Here is a 22,884-nt window from a genome sequence, read left to right as displayed (position 1 = left end):
AAAGGAGTGTTCCGATGGTCAAGACGTTCATGGCGCTGATGGCCGCGACGTTGCTCGTCGCCTGTTCCAGCAGCCCGAAAGGCACGGCGCCGGATGATACGGCGCCCGCGCCCGAGGAAGGTTGCTACCAGGCTGACTGGCAGGCCGAGACCAATCCGGTGCTGAACAAGCGTTCCGGGCCGGATGGCCTGGATAAATACGAGACGCAAGCGCCGGTCAAGGAACATGGTTGCCCTTGACGGGTCAGACTCATTAACTCATGGCCGGCGGCCTCTGCCGTCGGTTGGGGAACACGGATGAAAGGCTTTGTCGCCGTCATGGCGTTGGCATTGTTGGCCGGTTGCTCGCAACTGGGGTTTTTGCAGTCGTCCGAACCCGTTGCAGAGGGCTGGACGAGTTGGACATGTGACAGCGAAGCCAAGGTGCTCTGGCGTTATACCGACGCCGCGCGCAAGGAAGTCGATGTACGCTTGGGTGGCGCCGAGAAGGTTTATCGGCTCAAGCTGGAGCCGGGCGCTGAAGGTTCGCTGTACAGCGATGACATGCTGGCGCTGCACGTCAAGGGTGAGGAAGGCCTGGTGTATTGGGTCGCCACCAATGACCTGATTGGGCGAGGTTGCAGGGCGCAGTAACAGACACATCGCAGGCCCGTTCCCACGGGGTCCTGTGCAAGACGTTGAATTTGCGACACCGAACACGCGGGCCGGGGCCAGCCCCCGATCCGCAATGACTTGAATAGCCGCCGCCGCTCCGGCAGGCTGGCACGATTAACGACCCTCGACCGGGAGAGACACACACAATGGCACTTATCAGCATGCGTCAGATGCTGGACCACGCAGCCGAGTTCGGCTACGGCGTCCCAGCCTTTAACGTCAACAACCTTGAGCAGATGCGCGCCATCATGGAAGCCGCTGACAAGACTGACTCCCCGGTGATCGTCCAGGCTTCGGCCGGTGCCCGCAAATACGCCGGCGCGCCATTCCTGCGCCACCTGATCCTGGCGGCGATCGAAGAATTCCCGCACATCCCGGTGTGCATGCACCAGGACCACGGCACCAGTCCTGACGTCTGCCAGCGCTCCATCCAACTGGGCTTCAGCTCGGTGATGATGGACGGTTCCCTTGGTGAAGACGGCAAGACCCCGACCGACTACGAATACAACGTGCGCGTGACCCAGCAGACCGTCGCCATGGCCCACGCCTGCGGCGTCTCGGTGGAAGGTGAACTGGGTTGCCTGGGCTCGCTGGAAACCGGCATGGCCGGCGAAGAAGACGGCATCGGTGCCGAAGGCGTCCTGGATCACAGCCAGATGCTGACCGACCCGGAAGAAGCCGCGGACTTCGTCAAGAAAACCCAGGTCGACGCCTTGGCCATCGCCATCGGCACCAGCCACGGCGCCTACAAGTTCACCAAGCCGCCTACCGGCGACGTGCTGGCCATCGACCGCATCAAGGAAATCCACAAGCGTATTCCCAACACTCACCTGGTGATGCACGGTTCTTCGTCGGTGCCGCAGGAGTGGCTGGCGATCATCAACCAGTACGGTGGCGACATCAAGGAAACCTACGGCGTGCCGGTTGAGGAAATCGTCGAAGGTATCAAGTATGGCGTGCGCAAGGTCAACATCGACACTGACTTGCGTTTGGCTTCTACTGGTGCGATGCGTCGCTTGATGGCGACCAATCCTAGCGAGTTCGACCCGCGCAAGTTCTTTGGGGCGACTGTGACTGCGATGCGTGATGTGTGTATTGCGCGTTATGAGGCGTTTGGTACGGCGGGTAATGCTTCGAAGATCAAGCCGATCTCTCTGGAGGCTATGTATCAGCGGTATTTGAAGGGTGAGTTGAACGCGAAGGTTAATTGATGGTTTAGCGTTGTTAGAAAACCCGCAGTGATGCGGGTTTTTTTATGGGGCGGATTTGTGTGTACAGACGGTGCTTGGGTTGGCCGCTTCGCGAGTGAGCTGGTTTTAATCGTCCAATCCACTCTGCAAAGCGCCCTCAAAGTCTTGTCCGCCATAAAACACGCCCAGAATGGAAACCAGCTCGGCTTCAACAGCAAAGGCGATCACGGTCCGTTTACGGTAGTTTGTGATACGCAAACCCGGGCGTATCTCGTGCCTTTGGTTCCCTCGGTGCGGGAACGTCTGTAGTTCTTCACAGTAGGTCACGATGGCGTCGGTATACCGACGGGCCATTTCCGGCGAAGCCGCTGTGGCAATGTAGCGGTAGAGGACAGCTAATTGCTCAAGGGCTTCCGGTGCAAACTCGACGGTGTAAGCCATTCACGGTTTCACAGTGGAATTTTCGTGCTCTGCCGCCAATCGGGAGCGCACCTGGTCCACGTTCAATGCTCGCGAAGGATCGGTTTTCAACGCGTCATAAGCTGGGGCCACTTGGCCTACGAGCCAGTTTTCCAACGCACGATCACGAGCTAGCAGTGCTCGGAGGCCATCCCGAATGACTTCGCTTTCAGTGGCGTACTCACCGGCAGCCACCTTGGCTTTCACTACGTCAGCCATCTGGTTAGGCAGCGTGATGCTGAACTGTTGAGTGCTACGCATGATGAGCCTCCTGGGTAAGATGGGATTTAATCCTACTCTGCTCAAAAGAATATGCACATGACCTCCTATCGTCCGATGACTTTGCCTGCGGATTAGGTGAGCCTTGCTCGCGCTCGCGGTGTGTCAGTGGATATCACTGCTTTGCCGCTTCGCGAGCAGGCTCGCACACAGGGGACCTCTATTGATCTTCGAGGCCGCGCTGTTCAATGACACCGAACACGTCGGTGACGTACTGGTCCAGGATCCGGGCGACATTGGTGAGAGTATTGAAATCGCCAGCAGCCGAGTCGCGCAAGGTGGCGCAGGCCATGAGCGTCAGGTAGTCGAGCGTGGCATGCAAACGTTCACTGGCGCAGGCGTGGAGCTCGATCAGTGGGACGGTTTTATCGATGAACAGGACGGGCTGGGTGGTGGCGATCGGGGTGAGCGGAGTGAAGCGAGTGGGCAATTGTTCGGCTTTCATGACAAACCTCTAACTCAAATAGATATTTGCCACCGTTCGCTGCGAAACAAATTGGGTGGCAGCCATGTGCGGGTTCGCAGACCGAGGAGTTAGAGAAACCCGGCAGACCCGAAGATCTCCCACACACAGCCGCCATGAAAAGCCGAGGTAGGCGGGATAGGCCTACATCGATTTCTGACGGTCGTGATTCTAACCCACCAGGGCTGCGAAACCCCTGCCCACCGACCAAAGCCAGCAGACCCCCGAACTATAGAGCAGATTCCCAACGCCAAAATCTCCCCTGTAGGACGCACCGGCCCCCGTGGCGAGGGAGCTTGCTCCCGCTCGGGGGCGCAGCCGCCGCAAAACCGGCAAATGCGGTAGGTCTGGAGGAAAGAGGGGCCGCTTCGCCGCCCAGCGGGAGCAAGCTCCCTCGCCACGGGGCGTAAATTCCTACGAGAATTTCGGAAGCGGAATTTCAAGCATCGTTATTTCTGTCGAGTACGCTAAGCGCCCCTCCTGCTGCTGTCAGATGAAGTGCGGTGCGCCGCCTTGAAATGTCCGTTAGAGTGGACATAATCTTATTTATCTATTAAAAAGTCCCTTATGGTGGACATTATGCTTATCCTGAATCCTTCTGCCTTAGGCGAAAGAGTACGTACGCTGCGCCGTGCCAAGGGCTATAGCCAACAGCGACTCGCCGAAAAAGCCAGCTGCAATCGCAAGACAATTATTGATCTTGAAGCGGGTGAAAATGTGGCCGTCTATACCTTGTTTCGGGTCGTGTCGGCGCTGGGAATGGCTCTGGAAATCGTCGATAGACGCATCGATCTCAAATCCCTGGCGGAACTGGTGGAACATGATGAATAGGGTCAAGCTGCTCAATGTCATGACACCACAAGGCTATAGCGGCGACTTATCCAAAGGTTCGCAGTTCTCGTTTGCGTATGCCAGTGCCGAGGCGCCTCGGGAGGTCTCGCTGGTCATGCCCTATGACCCGACGCCCTCGGTTAGCAATGTCCTTCATCCGATATTTGACATGAATGTGCCTGAGGGTTTTCTGGCGGACCAGATCAAGCGTCGGATGGCCAGGCATATGCAGGTCGATGATATGCGCCTGCTGTCGGTAATAGGCGGCAATCAAATCGGGCGACTCAGCTATTTGAATCCTGTCGAGGCTTCGGTGCCGATTCGTGCCCAGGTCGGGCTGCAGGACATTCTGTCGGCAGACATTTCACAAAGCGTTTTTGATTTCCTGGTCGATACGTATTTCGAGTCGGGTATTTCGGGTGTACAGCCCAAGGTGCTCGTGCCTGACTTGGACAAGCTGACGGGTGATCGAAAAACCCTGCTCAGCTCCGATCTGATCGTTAAATCCGGTGCCGAGGAGTATGCCCATCTGGCGCAAAATGAATTCCTTTGCTTGGAGGCGGCTCGCCTGGCCGGGCTCGAAACGCCGCCATTCTGGCTCTCGGAAAACGGCGAGTTGTTTGTCATGGAAAGGTTCGACCTGACCTCGTCCGGACGGCTGGGCTTCGAAGACATGGCGGTGTTGCTCGGCCTGCACAAAGATCCCCACGACAACTACAAATACTCTCAAAGCTACGAAATTCTCGCCGCAGTAGTGGAGCAGGTATGTCGTCATGCTGAACCGGTTCGCGAGTTGGAGCGTTTTTTTTCTTCGGTGTGCCTCTCGGTCATGGTGCGCAATGGCGATGCCCATCTTAAAAACTTTGGTGTTATCTATACGCATCCGGACGCTCCGGAAAGCGTGCGGTTGGCGCCGGTTTTCGATGTCACCACGACCACGGTGTATGAGCACTACAACCCAAAGTCTGGCCGCTCGCTGGTAGATCGCACATTGGCGATCAAGCTGAACAAGTTAAAAACATATCCGGATCGCAAGCAGTTGATCGAGTTTGGTCGCAAGCATTGCAAAGTTGATAAACCCGCTTTGATCATCGAGCGAATCGCCGATGCAATGAGCCAGGCGCTGGCGAGCAGCGGGCATCGAATTGATGGAGGACTGCTGGAGGGGATGCGAAGGGAGTGGGACGCGGGTCGGCTTGCCGCACTTTATGATTCGGAACCGTTGCGGCTCAGGAACAAACCGCTGGTCCAGAAAATGAACTCGACTTGAGTGTGCCGGCCCGTGAAAAACCGGCGCATACGGTAAAGCCTAGAAAGAGCGGGCTGCTTCGCCGAGGCGTCGGACCGACCCAGCGGGAGCAAGCTCCCTCGCCACAGGGTGTAAATTCCTACGAGATTTTAGGACGTGAAATCTCAGGTATTGTGATCGATATCCAACACGCTGAACGTCACCTTCCCACCTTCGCTGGTATAGCCCGTGTTGTCCTGCACGTACACCCCGGCCTTGAAGTACAACGGCTTGTCGCGCCAGGCGGCACCGACCGTGGTGTACCAACTATTGCCAGCGGCGGTAATGCCCAGGTCGCCGGTACGATCGAGGTGAATCCGGTAGGAGAACGATCGGTTGAGCTTTACCCCCGTGGCAACGGTGATAACCCTGCCTTCGCTGTCATCGGGGCGCATGCGGACCTTGGCGACAATGTTGCCGGTGGAGCTGGCGTCCTTGTATTGATATTCCAGCTTGACCATGGGCTTGCTGCTGTCCTTCGCATGGATCTGGCCAATCACGATCTTACCGCTGCTGGGCACTTGATTGACGGCGAGCGTTGCCCGCAAGAAATTGTCGGCGTCTGGATAGACCCAGTTGCGCAATCTCCCGTCTCTGTAGGTTTCGCGCAATTCGCTGCGCGGATAGATCGCATTTTCAGTCTTGGTGCCGGTGACGGGAGACCAGAAGTACACCGTGCTGCCTTCGGAGTTGAAATACTTGTCCCGGAACCCGTCTATCAAGCGAGGGGTTTCGATGGTTTTCGGCGGGCTGCCTTCGGGAATGCTCAGGTTCCAGGTTGCCATATCGACCATGTTCGGATCCTTTCTGAGAAGAAGAAATGATTTACGCCACAGCCGGAGGCTTTAAGACGCGCTTTTGCTGAGGCCATAAGCAAGCCCAGACGAGAAATTGGCACGATCGTCCGGCGGTCAGTTGGCGCCAGCAGACCGTCAGAGTGGCGTTTTGCGGTTTTGTGCCCGAGATGTACGACCGTTGGTCGACTAAGTGATTTTTAGAGGGAACGATTGCGCGATGGCTATTTGACGCTCGAGGCGCGCAAATAAAAAAGCATCCTGAACGGATGCCTTGGAAGATGTGCCGACAGCACCGTCCCTGTGCTGTTATGGCCGGTGGAGCAATGATCAAAGAGTGGTGTGTTTGATTTCCAGCAGGCTGAACGTCACCTTCCCACCCTCGGTGACATAACCGGTGTTGTCCTGGACATACACGCCCGCCTTGAAGTAGAGCGGTTTTACTTTCCAGGTCGGATCGACGGTGGTCCGCCAGTTGTAGCCCGCCGCGGTAATACCCAGTGCACCCTTTGGGCTCAAGTGGATCATGTAGGAAAAGCTGCGGTTGAGCTTCACGCCAGTGGCGATGGTGATGACCTGGCCCGATGCATCATCGGGGCGAAGGCGTACCTTGGCGACGATATTGCCGGTGGAACTATAGGCCTTGTATTGGTATTCCAGCTTCACCATCGGACTGTTGCTGTCCTTGGTGTGAATCTGACCGATCACGATCTTCCCAGTGCTCGGCACCTGGTTGACTGTCACGGTTGCGCGCAGGGTGTTATCCGCCGCGGGGTACAACCAATTGCGCAGCGTGCCATCGCTGTTGGTCTCGCGCAGTTCGCTGCGAGGGTAAATGGCGTTGGCCGTCGTGGCGCCTGTCACCGGAGCCCAGAAAAATACGGTGCCGGTTTCAGAGTTGAAGTACTGGTTCTTGAAGCCTTGGACCAGTTGCGAGGTTTGAATGGTTGCCGGCGGGGCGCCTTCAGGAATGCTCAAGTTCCAGGTTGCGAGATCGATCATGTCCAGGTTCCTACGTATCGGGATGTAAAAGGTGTACGCCGCGTCGGGAGGCTTTAAACCGCCCTTTTGAAGCGTGTCGAAACGCTGGATAGGGGCTTTTCTTGTTGACCGCTCGGCGATTGTTTGACGTCAATTGACTGTCGTAGGGGTCATTGCAGCTTTTGTGCCTGAGAGGGGTGACCGTTAGTCGGCTATTTCGGGCTTTGTCTGGATGATGGCGCGATGACACCTACTGCTTTTCAAAATCCCGGTCTAGAGTGAGATCACTGTATGTTGTCCGTCTTGCGAGCAAGACGGACATGGCGCCCCGATAAGAGAAGCAGCATGGAATGCGCGCAACCCCCGTTTGGCGAAGACAGCTCTGTCCTTTTGATTGTCGATGACTACCCTGAAAACCTGCTTAGCATGCGAGCGTTATTGCAGCGTCAGGATTGGCAGGTGATGACCGCGTCCTCGGGTGTGGAGGCTCTTAACCTGCTGCTCGAACACGACATCGACCTGGTCCTGCTGGATGTGCAGATGCCGGACATGGACGGCTTCGAAGTGGCGCGCCTGATGCGCGGCAGCCAGCGCACGCGGCTTACGCCGATCATCTTCCTGACGGCCAATGAGCAGTCCCAGGATGCGGTGATCAAAGGCTACGCCAGTGGCGCGGTGGATTACCTGTTCAAGCCATTCGACCCGCAGATCCTCAAGCCCAAGGTGCACGCCCTTCTGGAACACCAGCGCAATCGTCGGGCCTTGCAGCGTTTGAGCCAGGACCTGGAGGCCGCCCGTGCCTTCAACGCCTCGGTGTTGGATAACGCCGCCGAAGGAATCCTGGTAGTGGACGAGAGCGGGTGTATCCGTTTCGCCAACCCTTCCACCTGCCGCTTGCTCAACGCCACCGCCGACCGATTGCAAGGCATGGCGTTCCTCGAATTCCTGCAGAAGCCCCATATCCCGGAATGGCTCGATTCCCCGATCCATACCGCCTATCGGCGTGGCGAAACCTGGCGGCTGCACGATGCCGTGTTGCGCACCGCGCCTGGCCAGCAGGTGTCGGTGGCCTTGTCCTGCGCGCCGCTGCCGATGGAGCAGAAGGCCATGGTTGTCACGCTCCAGGACATGTCGGTGGTACGCCACCTGCACCAGCAGCTCGAGTTCCAGGCGGTGACTGACCCCTTGACCGGCCTGCTTAACCGTCGGGGGTTCTATCAGACGGCGGAAAACCTGCTGATGCGCAGCGAGCGCCTGGAAAGCAATTGGGTGTTGTTGTACCTGGACCTCGATGGTTTCAAGCGGGTCAATGATTCCTTGGGCCATGATGCCGGTGATCGAGTGCTGCGCTGGGTCTCGGAACAGCTGAAGGCGTGCCTGCGTCCGTTCGACATCCTGGCGCGGCTCGGCGGTGACGAATTCACGGCGCTGCTGGATCTGGAGTTGCCTGAACAAGCGGCGAAGATTGCCGAAAAGCTCATCGAGCGGGTTTCGGTCTGCCAGCAGATCGACGGCATGGACGTGGCGCTGGGGGCCAGCATTGGTATCGCGACCTATCCGGACTGCGGGTCCAACCTCGACGGTTTGCTGCGCGCCTCCGACATTGCCATGTACGAAGCCAAGCGTGCCGGTCGCCAGCAGTACCGTTTCTACGACCACGAAATGAACGGTCGGGCCCGTTCACGCCTGATGCTGGAAGAGAGCGTGCGTTCGGCTATCGAGAACCGCGACTTCAATATGGTCTACCAGCCGCAGGTGAGCATCCGCGATGGACGCACTCGTGGCTTCGAGGCGCTGTTGCGCTGGCAACATCCGAGCGTCGGCGATGTGCCGCCGGGCTTGTTCCTGCCGTTGCTGGAGGAGGTGCGGTTGATCAGCCGGCTGGGTAGCTGGATTTATCATCGCAGTGCGGCCCAGCGTAAAGTCTGGGAACGGGTGTTCGCGGACGACCTGGTCTTGGGCGTGAGCCTGAGCAGCACCCAGTTCGGCATGCCCAACCTGGTCACCGAATTGCGCCAGGTCCTGGAGCGCCATGCCTTGAAGCCCCGGCAACTGGAAGTCGAGGTGACTGAAGATGCGCTGATGCGCAACCCGGACGAGACGCACAAACAGTTGCGGCTGCTGCGTCACCTCGGGGTGCGGGTGGCGTTGGACGATTTCGGTTCGGGCCCTTGCTCGCTGGCGCATCTGCGTGACCTCGAACTCGATACGCTCAAGCTCGACCGGCATTTGATCGCACGCTTGCCGGACTCGCCACGGGATGCCGCGTTGGCCGCCTCGGTTATCGATCTATGCGGGCAATTGGGCTTGCGAGTCATCGCCGAGGGCGTTGAAACAGCGGCGCAATACCAGTGGCTCAAGGACCACGGTTGCGAATATGTGCAGGGCTTCTTGGTGGCGCGGCCCTTGATGGCCGAGGATACCGATGCCTTTGCCCGTCCGTTCGACTGGAGCGCGGTACAGGCCTGAATTCGCTACACTGGCGGTCTTTTGTGATTGTGTTGGCGCCCGATGACCCCGCTCAAATACCTCCAGGCCTATCCCGCCGCGCTGCAAGCCCAGGTGGAGCAGTTGATTGCCCAGGATCGGCTGGGCGATTACCTGCACCAGCGCTATCCCGGTCGCCACCCGATCCAGAGCGACAAGGCGTTGTACGGTTATGCGCTGGATCTCAAGCAGCAATACCTGCGTAACGCACCGGCGATCGACAAGGTGCTGTTCGACAACCGTCTCGACCTGACCCACCGCGCACTCGGCTTGCACACGGCGGTGTCGCGGGTGCAGGGCGGCAAGCTCAAGGCCAAGAAGGAAATCCGCATTGCCTCGTTGTTCAAGGACGCGGCGCCTGAGTTCCTGAAGATGATCGTGGTGCACGAACTGGCCCATTTCAAGGAGTCGGACCACAACAAGGCGTTCTACAAACTCTGCGAACACATGCTGCCGGGCTATCACCAGTTGGAATTCGACTTGCGGGTGTACCTGACCTGGCGGGATCTGCAACAAGACAAGGAATGAGCGGATGGACGTCAGCAAGACCAAGAGCAGCTTTTATCGTCGTTTGTATGTGGCTTACCTGATCGACAGCGGTCTGGCCAGCAATGTCCCGGCCCTTACCGAAGTCACCGGCATGCCCCGGCGTACGGCCCAGGACACTGTTGCGGCGTTGGCGGACCTGGACATCATTTGTGAATTCGAGCAAGAGAAAGGCGCGCGCAACCATGCCGGGCAGTATCGGATTCATGATTGGGGGGCAATCGATCGGCGGTGGATCGAGCAGAACCTGGAGCGGATAAAGGCGGTGCTTGGGTATCCCTGAAGTTTCAGAGTGGCTGGCTTGCCCTATCGCGAGCAGGCTCGCTCCCACATCGGAATGCATGCTCCCGTGGGAGCGAGCTTGCTCGCGATGGTGTCCTCAGGGCCGATGCATGCCTATATGTGGAATCCCATCCTCCAGATATTCCACCCCCACTACCTCAAACCCATACCGCCCATAATATCCCTGCAGATGCGCCTGGGCCGATAGCGAAATCGACGTCCCCGGCCAATGCTTTTCCGCCTGCTGGAGGGCGTGCTCCATCAGCATATGCCCCAGTCCCTGGCCGCGCGCTTCTGGCGCGATGACCACCCGGCCGATGACGACGTCGCTGTTTTGCGAATGTGGATCGAGCAAGCGCAGGTAGGCAATCAGGCGATTGTCCCGCCAAGCCATCAGGTGGTAGGTGTCGCCTTCCAGGTCGAGCCCGTCGACATCCGGGTAGGCGCAGTTCTGCTCCACCACGAAGACCTCGGCGCGCAACTTGAGGATGGCGTACAGCTGTTCCTTGTTCAGGTCGTTGTGATGTTTGCAGACCCAGTCGATGTCCATTTTTTGAATTTCCTTGAGAACCTGATGCCGATATTAGGCGCCCTTGCGTCGGAAGTCTCTTCTGGGATTAGACGAAAAATCTGGGATAAAGGCCAAAATGCCATCATGGATGTGTCGCGGCCCTGTCTTCTTTGTGTAATCTTGATTTCAGCACTGCGCAACGGTTTCGATGAGCTAACGTTAGGACCGGATGTCCCAGGACATCCTTGGGTTTCGGCTAAAAACAAACCGGGCTTTGAACCCGTCAAGGATGTTTGGCATGCCGCGATTGCATCGAGCTCTTGCTTTGGTCGGATTGCTGTTGCTGAGCCACCACGCTTGCGCGCAGAAATTGCGTCTGGTCGCGGATGCTTGGCCGCCTTTCACCGATTCGACGTTGGTCAATGGCGGCTTGGCCACTGACATCGTCACCACTGCGCTGGCACGGGCCGGTTATGCCAGCGACTTCGAGCAGGTGCCCTGGGCCCGGGCGATGCTGGGTATAGGGGAAGGGCGCTATGACGTGCTGATCAACGCCTGGTACGCCGAGGAGCGCACCCATGTGGGTCAGTTTTCGGCCGAGTACCTGCTCAACCGCGTGCGCTTCATCAAGCGCAAGGACGCGGCCATCGAGTTCGACAACCTCCAGCAGCTGTACGCCTACCCCATCGCCGTGGTGCGCGGCTACGCCTACGCCAAGGCATTCGATGAGGATGCGCAGATGCAGAAGGTCCCTGTGCATAATTTCGCGATGGCCGTGCGCATGCTGGCCGCCGACCGGGTGAAGCTGACCCTGGAGGATGAGTACGTCGCCCGTTACTACCTGGCCCATGAGTCCCCCAAGGTGCGCAATGCCGTGGAATTCCTGCCCAAGCCGTTGAGCGAAAACAGCCTGCACATCCTGGTCAGCTTGAAGAACCCCGAGCATGAGCAGATCGTGGCCGGCTTTGATCGCGAGATCGCGGCGATGAAGGCCGATGGGAGCTATCAGCGACTATTGAAGGCGCATGGGATGTGAGGGCGCCTGGGCCGGCCTCATCGCGAGCAAGCTCGCTTGTATGGTAGGACTTGAAGGGAGGAGGAGGGACAAGGCTCGATTCTGACTGTTCGCGCAGTACAGACCGTGGGAGATTTCGCCCCTCCTCCTTTCACCCAAGCGCCGATAAAGAATGCTTCGGCCTGGATCGACGATAGAGACAAGCCTGCGCCTCTGGGTGACCCCTTCAAGTGTTCAAACCTTAGCCCGGAGGATTTTCAATGGCAATGCCGGTTTCTGTCACAAAGCCGATCGTGGGCGTGGATGTCGCCAAGAACGAGCTGGTGATCTATCACGCAGAGCTTGATGTGTTGGAAGCGATTCCCAACGACAAGGCGGCCATCAAACGGTGGTTGAAAGTACTGCCGGGCCCCGTCGATGTGGCCATTGAGTCGACCAATACTTATCACTTGGACTTTGCTGATTTGGCCTATGAGGCCGGTTGCACAATCTACATGATGGGCGGTTATGAACTTCATCATTACCGCAAAGGCGTAAAAATCCGCGCCAAAACCGATGCGTTGGACGCCAAGCTGTTGGCTCGTTACCTGAAGAACGAAGGGCACGAGCTTCATCCATGGGCGCCGCCATCTCCGTTGTATCGCCAGCTTCTAAGCCTTTTCCGCCGTCGCGCTGCCTTGGTTCAGGCTCGAGTCGCCCTGGTACAAAGCTGGGCCAATGAGCCGCTGCTCAAGACCGCTTTCGCCGAGCAAATCGCAGCTATGCAAAGGCTTGAGGCATTGATCGAGAAGACGATCAAGGATCATCTGAAAAATGCTGGTTTGCTAGGGCAACTGAACCGTTGCCTGAAGGTCGAGGGCATCGGGTTTCTGACCGGAGCCCGCTTGCTTACGGCGTTTCAGCGGGGCGACTTCAAAAATGCAGACGCCTTTATTGCCTTCTTGGGGATGGATTTGCGAGTGTCCCAATCAGGACAAAAAGACGACCGCCGAAGCTTGAGCAAACGAGGCGATCCGGAAGTTCGTCGGCTTTTGCACAACGCAGCCATGTCGGCCAGCCGTACGCCTGCCTGGAAAGGCTTTTATGAAAGACTAAGAGCTCGAGGCTTCGCTACCACCCAGGCGTTAGTGATACTGGCACGCAAGCTTGCTCGGATCGTATTCGCTCTGCTGAAAGGGCAAAGCGAATACCAACCAAAAGCGGCTTGAGGGCTTCCCCTCAACCATAGAATCTCCCACAGTTACACGCATGTCCCTGTGGGAGCGAGCTTGCTCGCGATGGCAATAGCTTGGGTACCCAAGGCCTCAAGCCTCGCTGGTGTCCTTGATCAAATGCGCCGCCAAGGTGCGCAACGGTCCCAACTGACGACAGATCAACGCCAGTTGTGTCTGCACCAGCCGCTGGCCTTCGTCGATTTCATCGGGCATTTGCTCAAGCTTGCTGGCGAGGGCTTCTTCTTCGTCACTCTGGATCGCGATCGGCTGTTTGCTCGCCAGCCCCTGGGCGATCTCATCGATGCTGGCCGCCAGTTTTACGCCCGCGCCGTCGATCAGATACTCGCGCACCTCTGTCGGTAACTCGGTGCCCCGGTGGGCGCCCAAGCCCGACAGGTAGCTGAGCAGGGTATGGGAGAGCACCAGGAAGCGGAACCCGACATCGGCTTCCTTACGGAAATGGCCTGGCTCCATCAGCATGTTCGCCAGCGTGGTGGACAGCGCCGCGTCGGCGTTATGGGCGTTGCGCCGGGCCAGGCGATAGGCCAAGTCATCGCTTTTACCAGCCGCGTATTGCTGCATGATCTGCCGCAAATAAATGCTGTTGCAGGTCAGGGTGTTGGCCAGCACCTTGTTCAGCCGCCGCCCTTGCCAGTCAGGCAGGAACAGGAACACCGCCAGCCCGGCAATCAGGCTGCCCAGCAAGGTATCGAACAGCCGTGGCAACAGCAGTCCGTAGCCGTCGCCCACCTGGTTGAAACAGAACAACACCATGATCGTGATCGCGCCGGTCGCCAGGGTGTAGCGGGTGGTGCGGTTGGTGAAGAAGATGACGCCGGCGACGATGGCGAAGCACGATTGCACCAGCGGGTTGGGGAACAGGTCGAACAGTGCCCAGGCCACCGTCAGGCCGATGGCGGTGCCGATGATCCGCTGGCCGAGCTTGCGCCGGGTGGCGCCGTAGTTGGGTTGGCAGACGAACAATGTGGTGAGGATGATCCAATAGCCCTGGGAAGGGTGGATCAAGTGCACCATGGCGTAGCCGATGCTCAAGGCCAGGGGCAGGCGCAGGGCGTGGCGAAACAACAGCGAAGTGGGGGTGAGTTGTGTGCGCAGGCGTAGCCAGACGTCCTTGAGGTTGCGCGGAGAACGGTCCAGCAGGCTGCTATCGGTAGCATCGGCCAGGGCGTCGGGGTTGCTTGCGTCGCTGAGCAGGCGGTCCATCGTGCCCAGGTTCACCGACAGCGCTCGCAACGACCGCAGCAAGCCGCGCCAGGCCGGGTTGCTCTGGATGCGCAGGTGTTCAAGGGACGCATGCAGATCGTTCAGGGCATCGGCGAAGCTGTCGTCGTAGACGAACGGTTGGCGTAGCTGGATCGATTCGGCCAGTGCCTGGCAGGCCTTGCCTTGTTGGCGCAGCAGGCGCTGGCAGCGGAACAGCACATCGCTGTGGAAGAAAGCTTCGGCCAGCGCGTTATAGGGATAATGGGAGGAGCTCGCGCGTTCGTGGATGTCTTGGGCGAGAAAATAGAGTTTCAGGTAACGGCTGACTTTCGAACCCGGCCGGCCATTGCCAACGCGGTGCAGGATGATTTCCTTCGCACTGTTGAGTGCGGCGACCACCCGGCCGTTCTGCTGGGCCAGCTCCAAGCGTCGCGCTTCGACATCCAGTTGGCGGACCGGTTCGAGCAGCAATGACTTGAGCTTCAGGTAGCGCCCCAGCTCACGGAAAAGGCGCGCCAGGCTCTGCTGCACGGGCTGGTTCGAAAAGAGCGCGTGCCACAACACCGAGAGCAGGCCGTACCAGGCGGCGCCCGCCACCAGGAGCAAGGGTTCATGCCAGAAATCGGTGACCGCGCCACCGCGCTGGTCCACCCCGATCATGGTGTAGACCGAGAGAATCAGGGTCGCGGAGGCAATCGCCCCATAACGCTCGCCCAGCGCGCCGAGCATGGTCAGGCCGAATGCCGCCAACGCCAGGGCGACGATGAACAGGATCGGGTAGGGAAACAGGAGTTCCACCGACAGCGCGGCAACGCTGAAGCACACCAATGTCACCGCCAGCGCATTGAGACGGCCCTGCCAGCTGTCGTCGGTCTCGGCCAGGGCGCTGGCGATGATGCCCAGGAACAGGGGAATCAGCATCGCCATCTCATCCAGGTACCAGCACAGGCCCATGCTGCCGGTCAGGGCGATGAACACCCGCACGCTATAACTGAACTTGTCCAGCGCCCAAAGGCGACGCAGTGATTGGCTAAACGAGGTCGATGACATGAAGTGCAAGGGCCTGACGGGCAATGACGCTAAGTTGAGGCAGTAAGGACGCCGATGCAATGGCGGCGATCACATCTGGCAGCAAAAAGTGTTCCGGCATGCGAAGGACACACCTCTACTCTGTGGCGAGGGAGCAAGCTCCCTCGCCACAGAAGCGCGTTCAACATGGGGCGGGGTCAGACGTACTGCGCCGCCGCATATCCCGAAGCCCAGGCCCATTGGAAATTGAACCCGCCCAGGTGCCCGGTGACGTCCAGCACCTCGCCAATGAAAAACAGCCCCGGGCTTTTCAGCGACTCCATGGTCTTGGACGACACCTCCCGGGTGTCGACGCCGCCAAGGGTGACTTCGGCGGTGCGGTAGCCTTCGGTGCCTGCCGGAACCACGTTCCAGCTCGCCAGCTTTTCGGCGATGTCGGCGAGCTCCGCGTGGGTGTATTGCTTCATCGGCTTGGAGACGAACCAGGTATCCGCCAGCAGGGTGGCCATTTTCTTCGTGAACAGCTCGCCCAGCAGTGTCTTCAATTCGCTATTGGGGCGTTCGGCTTGTTGCTGTTGCAGCCATTGCGGCACGTCGTGGTCGGGCAGCAGGTTGATCTGCACCGTGTCCCCTGGCTCCCAGAACGACGAAATCTGCAGGATCGCCGGGCCGCTCAGGCCGCGATGGGTGAACAGGATGTTCTCGCGAAAGCTCTGGTCGTTGCAGCTCACCAGGCAATCCACCGACGTCCCCGACAGTTCGGTGCATAGTGCCTTGAGTTGATCGGTAATGGTGAACGGCACCAGCCCGGCGCGGGTCGGCAACAACTGATGGCCGAACTGCTTCGCGACTTGATAGCCGAAACCGGTCGCGCCCAGGGTCGGGATCGATAGCCCGCCGGTGGCGATCACCAGGGACTGGCAGGCGATGGGCCCAAGGGTGGTCTGCAACTGATAGCCGCCCTCGGCCTTTTCGATCTGCTCGATGGAGGTGTCCAGGTGCAGCTTGACGCCGGCCTGGTCGCATTCATCCAGCAGCAGGCCGAGGATGTCGCTGGACTTGTTATCGCAGAACAGCTGGCCGAGCTTTTTCTCGTGATAGGGCACACCGTGCTTGGCCACCAGCGCGATGAAATCCCACTGGGTGTAGCGGGCCAGGGCGGATTTGCAGAAATGCGGGTTCTGCGAGAGGAAATTGCCCGGCTCGGTGTACATGTTGGTGAAATTGCAGCGCCCACCGCCCGACATGAGGATCTTCTTGCCGGCCTTGTTGGCGTGGTCCAGCAACATCACCTGCCGCCCGCGCGCGGCTGCGGTCAGCGCGCACATCAACCCCGCGGCGCCAGCGCCAATGATCACGACTTCGGTAGAGCGCAAAACGGTGTCCTCTCGGCTTTCCCACATAACTGAATGTGGGAGCGAGCTTGCTCGCGATGGTGGCGTGTCAGGCAGCATTAATGCCGCTGATCCACCGCCATCGCGAGCAAGCTCGCTCCCACAGTTTGATCTCTGTTCGTCAGGCGATCGGTTACAGGATCCGCACCCGCAACGAGCGGCCCTTGATCTTGCCATCGTTCAGGCGTTGCAGTGCCTGCTTGGCGATGCCGCGTTCCACCGCCACGTAGGCCTGGAAATCGAAGATCGCAATCTTGCCGACCTGGGCGCCAGGGATGCCGGCTTCGCCGGTCAGGGCGCCGAGGATATCACCGGGGCGGACCTTGTCCTTGCGCCCGGCGCCGATGCACAGCGTGCTCATGGCCGGCAGCAGCGGGCCGCCGCCCTGGGGCTTGAGGTTGTCCAATTGGTCCCAGCTCAGTGGCGACTTCTGCAGTTGCTCGATGGCTTGGGCGCGGTGGGCTTCGGACGGCGCCACGAGGCTGATGGCGATGCCTTTCTCACCGGCGCGCCCGGTGCGGCCGACACGGTGGATGTGGATTTCCGAGTCCCTGGCCAGTTCGACATTGATCACCATGTCCAGGGCATCGATGTCCAGGCCGCGGGCCGCCACGTCAGTGGCCACCAGCACCGAGGTGCTGCGGTTGGCGAACATCGCCAGCACCTGGTCGCGGTCACGCTGTTCCAGGTCGCCGTGCAGGCCCACGGCGGAGATGCCCTTGGCCGTCAGGTGATCGACGGTTTCCTGGACCTGCTGCTTGGTGAAGCAGAAGGCCACGCAGGAGGCCGGACGGAAATGCGCCAGCACCTTTACCACGGCGTCCATGCGCTCCTCGGGGGAGATCTCGTAGAAACGTTGTTCGATCTGCGCGTCGGAGTGGAATGCCTCGGCCTTCACTTGCTGCGGGTCACGCATGAACTTGGAGGCGAGTTGCTTGATGCCCACCGGGTAAGTGGCGGAGAACAGCAGCGTCTGGCGGCGTTCCGGGGTCTGCTGGATGATGTCTTCGATGGCGTCGTAGAAACCCATGTCGAGCATGCGGTCGGCTTCGTCGAGGATCAGCGTGTTGAGGCCGTCGAGCACCAGCGAACCCTTGCGCAGGTGCTGCTGGATGCGGCCCGGCGTGCCGACGATGATGTGGGCACCGTGTTCGAGGGAGGCAATCTGCGGGCCGAAGGACACGCCGCCGCACAGGGTCAGGACCTTGATGTTGTCTTCGGCACGGGCCAGGCGGCGGATTTCCTTGGCGACCTGGTCGGCCAGCTCACGGGTCGGGCATATTACCAGGGCCTGGCAGCCGAAATAGCGCGGGTTGATCGGGTTCAGCAGGCCGATGCCGAAGGCTGCGGTCTTGCCGCTGCCGGTCTTGGCCTGGGCGATCAGGTCCATGCCCTTGAGGATCACCGGCAAGCTTTGCGCCTGGATCGGCGTCATCTGGGCATAACCGAGTGATTCGAGGTTAGCCAGCATGGCGGCGGACAGCGGCAAAGTATTAAAAGCGGTGGCGATGGTGGTCACGGGACGGGCCTGCAAAACAAAATGTCGCGCAGTGTAACAGCCTCGTGCCACTTTCTTCGAAAGATCTGGACGAGCTGTGTAGCCAGAACGCGGAGCCCTGTGGCGAGGGGGCAAGCTCCCTCGCCACAAAAGCCCGCTGAGCCCAGCTTAATGCTCGATATGCTCATCCGGCCGCTTCTGCCGCCGTCCATCCTGCTTCGACAGTTGCGAGAAAATCGTCGCCGCCAACATCGCCATGATCCCCACCGTCAAGAAGGTCAATTGGAACGCGCCCAGCACCGTGTCCACGCCGTCATTGCCGACCTGGGCGGTGAAACCGCCGAGCAAGGCGCCGGCGCAAGCCACGCCCAGGCTCAGGGACAGTTGCGCCACTACCGACAACAAGCTGTTGCCGCTACTGGCGCTGGCGTCGTCCAGGTCAATCAAGGTCACGGTGTTCATCGCGGTGAATTGCAGCGAGTTGATCGCTCCCAGCACTGCCAGATGCGCGAGCAACAGCCAGTACGGTGTCTGCTCGCTGACCAAGCCCATGCTCGCCAGCATCACGCCCAGGGCCAGGGTATTGGCGGTCAGGACGATGCGATAGCCGAAGCGTTCGATCAGCGGCCGGGCGACCGATTTGGCGACCATCGCCGCGGCCGCCAGGGGCAGCATGCTCATCCCGGCCTGGGAGGGCGAATAACCCAAGGCGACTTGCAACAACAACGGCACCAGGAACGGCAGGGCGCCGCTGCCCAGGCGCGCAAACAGATTGCCGAGAATGCCCACCGCAAAGGTCCGGGTCTTGAACAGTGACGGTGGAAACAGCGCGTTCTCGACGTGCCCCGCCCGCAACCAATACGCCGCCAGGCAGGCCATGCCGCCGAACAGCAGCAACATCACCCGCAGATGAGGCAGGTGCAGTTCCCCAAGGCCTTCCATGGCGATGGTGATCAGCACCATTGCCGCGCCGAACAACAAGAAGCCCAGGCCATCGAAGCGTGTGCGCTCAGTGCCGCGCAGGTCTGGGATGAATTTCCACACCGCGTAGCAGCCGATCACACCCACCGGCAGATTGATGATGAAGATCCAATGCCAGGTCATGTATTCGACCATCCAGCCGCCCATGGTCGGGCCGATCAGCGGACCGAGCAGGCCGGGGATGGTGATGAAGCCCATGATCCGCACCAGCTCCGAGCGTGGATAGGCCCGCAATACCACCAGCCGCCCCACCGGCAACATCAGCGCACCGCCCAGGCCTTGGATCACCCTGGCGCCGATCAGCATGCTCAACGAATTGGACAAGGCGCACAGCAGCGAGCCGAAGCTGAACAGCAGGATCGCGCCGAAGAAAATTTTCTTGGTGCCGAAGCGGTCGGCGATCCATCCCGAGGCCGGGATCAGCAAGGCCACGGTGAGCATGTAGGCAATGATCACACCCTGCATGCGCAGCGGGTTTTCCGCCAGGTCGCTGGCCATGGCGGGCAGGGCGGTATTGAGGATGGTGCCGTCCAGGGACTGCATGAAGAAAGCGATTGCCACCACCCAGGGGAGCCAGCGGGCGGTGACGGCATCGAGGGGAGCGCGGTTGGGCATGGGACCTCTTGGATGGAAAGTGAACAATTACTTGTGGCGGAGAAGCTCTTGCGGCGAGGGAGCTTGCTCCCGCTCGGCTGCGCAGCAGTCGCACCCAGGCGACGCGGTCTTTCAGCTACACCGTGTTGGCCGGTTTGGGGGCGCTTCGCACCCCAGCGGGAGCAAGCTCCCTCGCCACTGAGGTACAAAGCCACCTTCTTGATGCTACAACGTCAACGTCAACCGCTTCACCAACGCTCCCGGCAACAACATCGAGGCCGTGGCCCGCTGGCTGTAGGTGCTGGCCGAGAGCAGAAGTTCCCGCTCCCGGGTCAGCGCTTCGAGTTGCGAGCCGAGCAGGCTGTAGACGCTGTCGTCGAAACGCATCGTACTCACCGGTGCCTGGATCCGGCCGTTCTCGACCCAGAACGTGGCGAAGCGGGTCATGCCGGTCAGGCGCGCCGCCGGTTGGTCCGAGTAGTTCAGGTACCAGAGGTTACTGATGTACAGCCCGGTGCCGAGTGCTTCGAGGATGTACTTCTGCTCCAGTTGCCCACCCTGCATGTCCAGCGCCGTGGGGTATTCGTAGCTGCTGGCGCCGTTGGCGGCGAGGCCGTATTCGGCGGCGCTGCGGGAGTTGATCAACTGCGCATTGGCCATGCCCTTGGCGATCAGCCCCAAGTCATCGCGGGGATAACCTTCGTCGGAGAACGCCGGGCTCAACGAGCCGCTGACTTGCTCGGTCAACCACACGTTGGGGCTGAAGTGGGCTTCGCCGGCGTAGAACTTCTGCAGCGGGCTTTGCTTGCTGGCAATCGCCCGGGCCGAGAACCCGCCCCAACTGAGCATGCCCATGATCTCTTCCAGCGCGGCCGGCGCCAGGTAGGCGCGGTATTCGCCGGGTGGCAGGGTGCGCAGCGGGCGACCGAGGAATTCCAGTTGTTCGCGGGCCTGCTCGAAGCGTTGGGCGAATCCGTCGCTGCTCCACTCGTGCCCGGCGTAGCTGGCTTTCACCGCCTGGCCATTTTCATGGAACAGGCTGAAATCGAAGTTGAAACTATTGGCCTGATGCCAGCCGAACGCACCCGAGGAGCTGGCGAAGCCACGGCTGATGGGACCTGCAGCGTAAAAACCGACCAAGTCCAGGCCTTCGGCGGCGCGGACGATCTCATCGACGGCCTGTTCGGTGTCCGGCAGCGGATGGTCTTGCACGTTGTTGCTCTGCCAATGGTTGTGGTTGAGCAGCAGGTAGGGATCGGCTGGCAGCAGCGGCAACGTCTCGCGCAACTGTTGCAGCCCTGCGGCCAGACGTTGCAGGTCGGTCTCGGTGTCCCCGGACAAAGTGATCTGCAAGTCGGCGTGACGGCCGCCATCGATCAACTTGAAACTGACATTGGCCTGTTGCACCTGGCCGGCCTGCCGGACCTTGCCGTGGTTGAAGCGCACGAAGGCCGAAGTTTCGGCAGCGTAGCCCAGGGTGAATTGCTCAGGCTCGCGCAGCGCGTCGCGCAACCAATCGACCAGTGCCTTGAACGCCCCAGCTTGATTATTGACGGTGCTCATCAGGCATCTCCCCCAAACACATCCACGTTGCTGAATACGCAGGCCGGCGACGCATGGCCGACGCGGATGACCTGGTTCGGTTCGCCCTTGCCGCAATTCGGTGTGCCGAGGACCTGGGAGGTGCTGGCGTCGCCCACAGCGCGCAGGCTTTTCCAGAACTGCGCGGAAATGCCCCGGTAGTTGGGGTTCTTCACCACGCCCTTGAGCTCGCCGTTCTCGATCAACTGACCCCATTCGCAGCCGAACTGGAATTTGTTGCGGGCGTCGTCGATGGACCAGGAGCGGTTGGTGCGCATCAGCACGCCGTGCTCGATGCCCTGGATCAGTTGCTCCAGGGATTGGTCGCCGGGCTCGATGTTCAGGTTGGCCATGCGGTCGATGGGCGCTCGATTCCAGCCGCAGGCGCGGCTGTTGGCGACACCGTCGAGGCCTGCGCGGAACTGTGACAGTGCCCCGCCCAGTGGGCGCAGCAGCAGGCCTTCGCGGATGAGGAACTGCTTGCTGGCGGCGCTGCCGTCGTCGTCATGACTGTAGCTCGCCAGTTCCTCGGGAATATCCGGGTCGAAGGTCACGTTCAACAGGCTGGAACCGTATTGCAGGTGTCCGAAATCGCTGGTCTTGACGAAGCTGGTGCCGGCGTAATTGCGCTCATCACCGAGGATGCGGTCCAGCTCCAGCGGATGGCCGATGGACTCGTGGATCTGCAGCATCATCTGGTCGGGCATCAGCAGAAGGTCGCGTGGGCCTGCCGGGGTGTTTGGCGCCATCAGCAGCTGCAGGGCCTGGTCAGCGATTTTTGGGCCGGCGCCGATCAGGCCGCAACGGCTGATCACGTCGAAGCCTCCTTGCTGGCCGAAGTTTTCCCGGCCCAGGGTGCGGGTCTGGCTGTCCTGGCCGTCGAAGGCGGTGACGTCCAGGGCCGGATAGATGAAACGTTGGGCCTGGCGCAGTTCAGCGCCGGCGCTATTGAGGTAGATCTGCTCGACCTGGGTCAGGCCGATGCTGGCCTGCCAGTTCACCAGGCGTTCGTCGACGGGTACCGCGGCCGACTCGTCGCCGAGCAGTTGGTAGCAATCGCTCAGTGCAGGGAACGCCTGGTCGAAGTGCGGCGAAAAGTAATCGGCGCGGTCGCTGGACACCGTCTGCTCGCGCAGGTCGAGCAGGGCATAGGGCTTGAGCTGGCGAGCGTATTGCTCGGCGCGCTCCAGTGCCGATTGCAGGCCTGACTGGGACAAATCGTTGGTGGCGGCATAGGCTTCGACGCCGTTGACCCGCACGGTCAGCATCGCGCCTTCGTCATGGCTCAGGCTCGGTGGTTCGGCGACGTTCTTGCGCACCGACAGGTGCTGGCCGGACTCGCGCACGTAACGCAGGGAAAAGAATTCAGCACCCGTGCGCAAGGCAGCGAAACGTTGCTTGAGCTGGGGTTGGAAGTCGAACATGGAACCTCCTTGTCTGGAGTGGCGGTGCAGCGAGGTGCGGCGCGTTGACGCGGGCGGCTCTAGAGTAGGCCTGCGGTGGGGGAGGGATCAAGGCAGATGGAAATCTGGGGTGTCAGGTTGGCCGCCATCGCGAGCAAGCTCGCTTGTATGGTAGGACTTGAAGGGA

22 protein-coding genes are annotated in these 22,884 nt (G+C 60.1%); 10 read left to right on the top strand and 12 right to left on the bottom strand.

Features of this window, described 5'->3' with window-relative positions:
• The first annotated feature begins 14 nt into the window (after window positions 1-14).
• From J3P79_RS25010 to fba, 3 genes are all read left to right on the top strand, one after another.
• Window positions 15-239, top strand: coding sequence for a hypothetical protein (locus J3P79_RS25010; protein WP_039590569.1), 225 nt, complete (start codon window positions 15-17; stop codon window positions 237-239).
• A gap of 57 nt (window positions 240-296) precedes the next feature.
• A complete protein-coding gene (locus tag J3P79_RS25005) occupies window positions 297-632 on the top strand; it encodes an MliC family protein (RefSeq protein ID WP_039590570.1) in 336 nt (111 codons plus the stop codon).
• Between the two features lie 167 nt (window positions 633-799).
• Entirely contained in the window at window positions 800-1,864 is a 1,065-nt protein-coding gene (gene fba / locus J3P79_RS25000; RefSeq protein WP_003177554.1) for a class II fructose-bisphosphate aldolase, read from the top strand.
• A gap of 105 nt (window positions 1,865-1,969) precedes the next feature.
• On the opposite strand, the gene J3P79_RS24995 is transcribed toward fba, so the two are convergent.
• The 3 genes from J3P79_RS24995 to J3P79_RS24985 form a co-directional block, all read right to left on the bottom strand.
• Complete coding sequence (locus tag J3P79_RS24995) at window positions 1,970-2,284, bottom strand: type II toxin-antitoxin system RelE/ParE family toxin (protein ID WP_434606457.1); 315 nt, start codon at window positions 2,282-2,284, stop codon at window positions 1,970-1,972.
• Window positions 2,285-2,563: a ribbon-helix-helix domain-containing protein gene (locus J3P79_RS24990; RefSeq protein ID WP_420764978.1), complete on the bottom strand. Its 279-nt coding sequence runs from the start codon at window positions 2,561-2,563 to the stop codon at window positions 2,285-2,287.
• 178 nt (window positions 2,564-2,741) lie between these two features.
• Window positions 2,742-3,026: a fructose-bisphosphate aldolase gene (locus J3P79_RS24985; protein ID WP_434606455.1), complete on the bottom strand. Its 285-nt coding sequence runs from the start codon at window positions 3,024-3,026 to the stop codon at window positions 2,742-2,744.
• A gap of 597 nt (window positions 3,027-3,623) precedes the next feature.
• Between J3P79_RS24985 and J3P79_RS24980 the strand changes: the two genes are divergently transcribed.
• Window positions 3,624-3,875: a helix-turn-helix transcriptional regulator gene (locus tag J3P79_RS24980; protein WP_434606454.1), complete on the top strand. Its 252-nt coding sequence runs from the start codon at window positions 3,624-3,626 to the stop codon at window positions 3,873-3,875.
• The gene (locus tag J3P79_RS24975; protein ID WP_434606451.1) at window positions 3,868-5,145 is read left to right on the top strand and encodes a type II toxin-antitoxin system HipA family toxin; all 1,278 of its coding nucleotides are present in this window, start codon (window positions 3,868-3,870) and stop codon (window positions 5,143-5,145) included. Before J3P79_RS24980 ends, J3P79_RS24975 begins: the two co-directional genes overlap by 8 nt.
• 143 nt (window positions 5,146-5,288) lie before the next feature.
• Here the strand turns inward: J3P79_RS24975 and J3P79_RS24970 are convergent, their stop codons facing one another.
• Window positions 5,289-5,957: a polysaccharide lyase family 7 protein gene (locus J3P79_RS24970; protein ID WP_434606448.1), complete on the bottom strand. Its 669-nt coding sequence runs from the start codon at window positions 5,955-5,957 to the stop codon at window positions 5,289-5,291.
• A gap of 330 nt (window positions 5,958-6,287) precedes the next feature.
• Window positions 6,288-6,959, bottom strand: coding sequence for a polysaccharide lyase family 7 protein (locus tag J3P79_RS24965; protein WP_434606446.1), 672 nt, complete (start codon window positions 6,957-6,959; stop codon window positions 6,288-6,290).
• Window positions 6,960-7,283: 324 nt separating this feature from the next.
• On the opposite strand from J3P79_RS24965, the gene J3P79_RS24960 reads away from it, so the two are divergent.
• From J3P79_RS24960 to J3P79_RS24950, 3 genes are read left to right on the top strand one after another with little or no spacing between them, the layout of a single operon-like run.
• Entirely contained in the window at window positions 7,284-9,407 is a 2,124-nt protein-coding gene (locus J3P79_RS24960; RefSeq protein WP_434606443.1) for a putative bifunctional diguanylate cyclase/phosphodiesterase, read from the top strand.
• Window positions 9,408-9,449: 42 nt separating this feature from the next.
• Window positions 9,450-9,953, top strand: coding sequence for a M48 metallopeptidase family protein (locus J3P79_RS24955; RefSeq protein ID WP_045157174.1), 504 nt, complete (start codon window positions 9,450-9,452; stop codon window positions 9,951-9,953).
• A 4-nt stretch (window positions 9,954-9,957) separates the two neighbouring features.
• Entirely contained in the window at window positions 9,958-10,254 is a 297-nt protein-coding gene (locus J3P79_RS24950) for a winged helix-turn-helix domain-containing protein (protein ID WP_434606440.1), read from the top strand.
• A 96-nt stretch (window positions 10,255-10,350) separates the two neighbouring features.
• Here the strand turns inward: J3P79_RS24950 and J3P79_RS24945 are convergent, their stop codons facing one another.
• Window positions 10,351-10,803: a GNAT family N-acetyltransferase gene (locus J3P79_RS24945; RefSeq protein ID WP_434606438.1), complete on the bottom strand. Its 453-nt coding sequence runs from the start codon at window positions 10,801-10,803 to the stop codon at window positions 10,351-10,353.
• Between the two features lie 259 nt (window positions 10,804-11,062).
• Between J3P79_RS24945 and J3P79_RS24940 the strand changes: the two genes are divergently transcribed.
• Window positions 11,063-11,800 carry a substrate-binding periplasmic protein gene (locus J3P79_RS24940; RefSeq protein WP_434606436.1) on the top strand — a complete coding sequence of 246 codons (738 nt, stop codon included), beginning with the start codon at window positions 11,063-11,065 and terminating at the stop codon, window positions 11,798-11,800.
• 239 nt (window positions 11,801-12,039) lie between these two features.
• Window positions 12,040-12,987, top strand: coding sequence for an IS110 family transposase (locus tag J3P79_RS24935; protein ID WP_434604829.1), 948 nt, complete (start codon window positions 12,040-12,042; stop codon window positions 12,985-12,987).
• Window positions 12,988-13,083: 96 nt separating this feature from the next.
• On the opposite strand, the gene yccS is transcribed toward J3P79_RS24935, so the two are convergent.
• From yccS to J3P79_RS24905, 6 genes are all read right to left on the bottom strand, one after another.
• Window positions 13,084-15,267, bottom strand: coding sequence for a YccS family putative transporter (gene yccS, locus J3P79_RS24930; protein WP_434606433.1), 2,184 nt, complete (start codon window positions 15,265-15,267; stop codon window positions 13,084-13,086).
• A gap of 176 nt (window positions 15,268-15,443) precedes the next feature.
• The gene (locus J3P79_RS24925; RefSeq protein ID WP_434606430.1) at window positions 15,444-16,622 is read right to left on the bottom strand and encodes an NAD(P)/FAD-dependent oxidoreductase; all 1,179 of its coding nucleotides are present in this window, start codon (window positions 16,620-16,622) and stop codon (window positions 15,444-15,446) included.
• A gap of 151 nt (window positions 16,623-16,773) precedes the next feature.
• Window positions 16,774-18,111 carry an ATP-dependent RNA helicase DbpA gene (dbpA, locus tag J3P79_RS24920; protein WP_434611602.1) on the bottom strand — a complete coding sequence of 446 codons (1,338 nt, stop codon included), beginning with the start codon at window positions 18,109-18,111 and terminating at the stop codon, window positions 16,774-16,776.
• Window positions 18,112-18,306: 195 nt separating this feature from the next.
• Entirely contained in the window at window positions 18,307-19,734 is a 1,428-nt protein-coding gene (mdtD, locus tag J3P79_RS24915) for a multidrug transporter subunit MdtD (RefSeq protein ID WP_434606428.1), read from the bottom strand.
• Window positions 19,735-19,938: 204 nt separating this feature from the next.
• Window positions 19,939-21,276: a TldD/PmbA family protein gene (locus J3P79_RS24910; protein WP_434606425.1), complete on the bottom strand. Its 1,338-nt coding sequence runs from the start codon at window positions 21,274-21,276 to the stop codon at window positions 19,939-19,941.
• Window positions 21,276-22,718 (bottom strand): TldD/PmbA family protein, encoded by a 1,443-nt coding sequence (locus tag J3P79_RS24905; protein ID WP_434606422.1) that lies wholly within the window; start codon window positions 22,716-22,718, stop codon window positions 21,276-21,278. The genes J3P79_RS24910 and J3P79_RS24905 overlap by 1 nt, the downstream gene beginning before the upstream one ends.
• Window positions 22,719-22,884 lie beyond the last annotated feature (166 nt).

Source organism: Pseudomonas sp. R1-7 (assembly GCF_051132105.1).
Classification (GTDB): Bacteria; Pseudomonadota; Gammaproteobacteria; order Pseudomonadales; family Pseudomonadaceae; genus Aquipseudomonas.
This window is presented reverse-complemented; position numbering and strand designations above follow the sequence as displayed.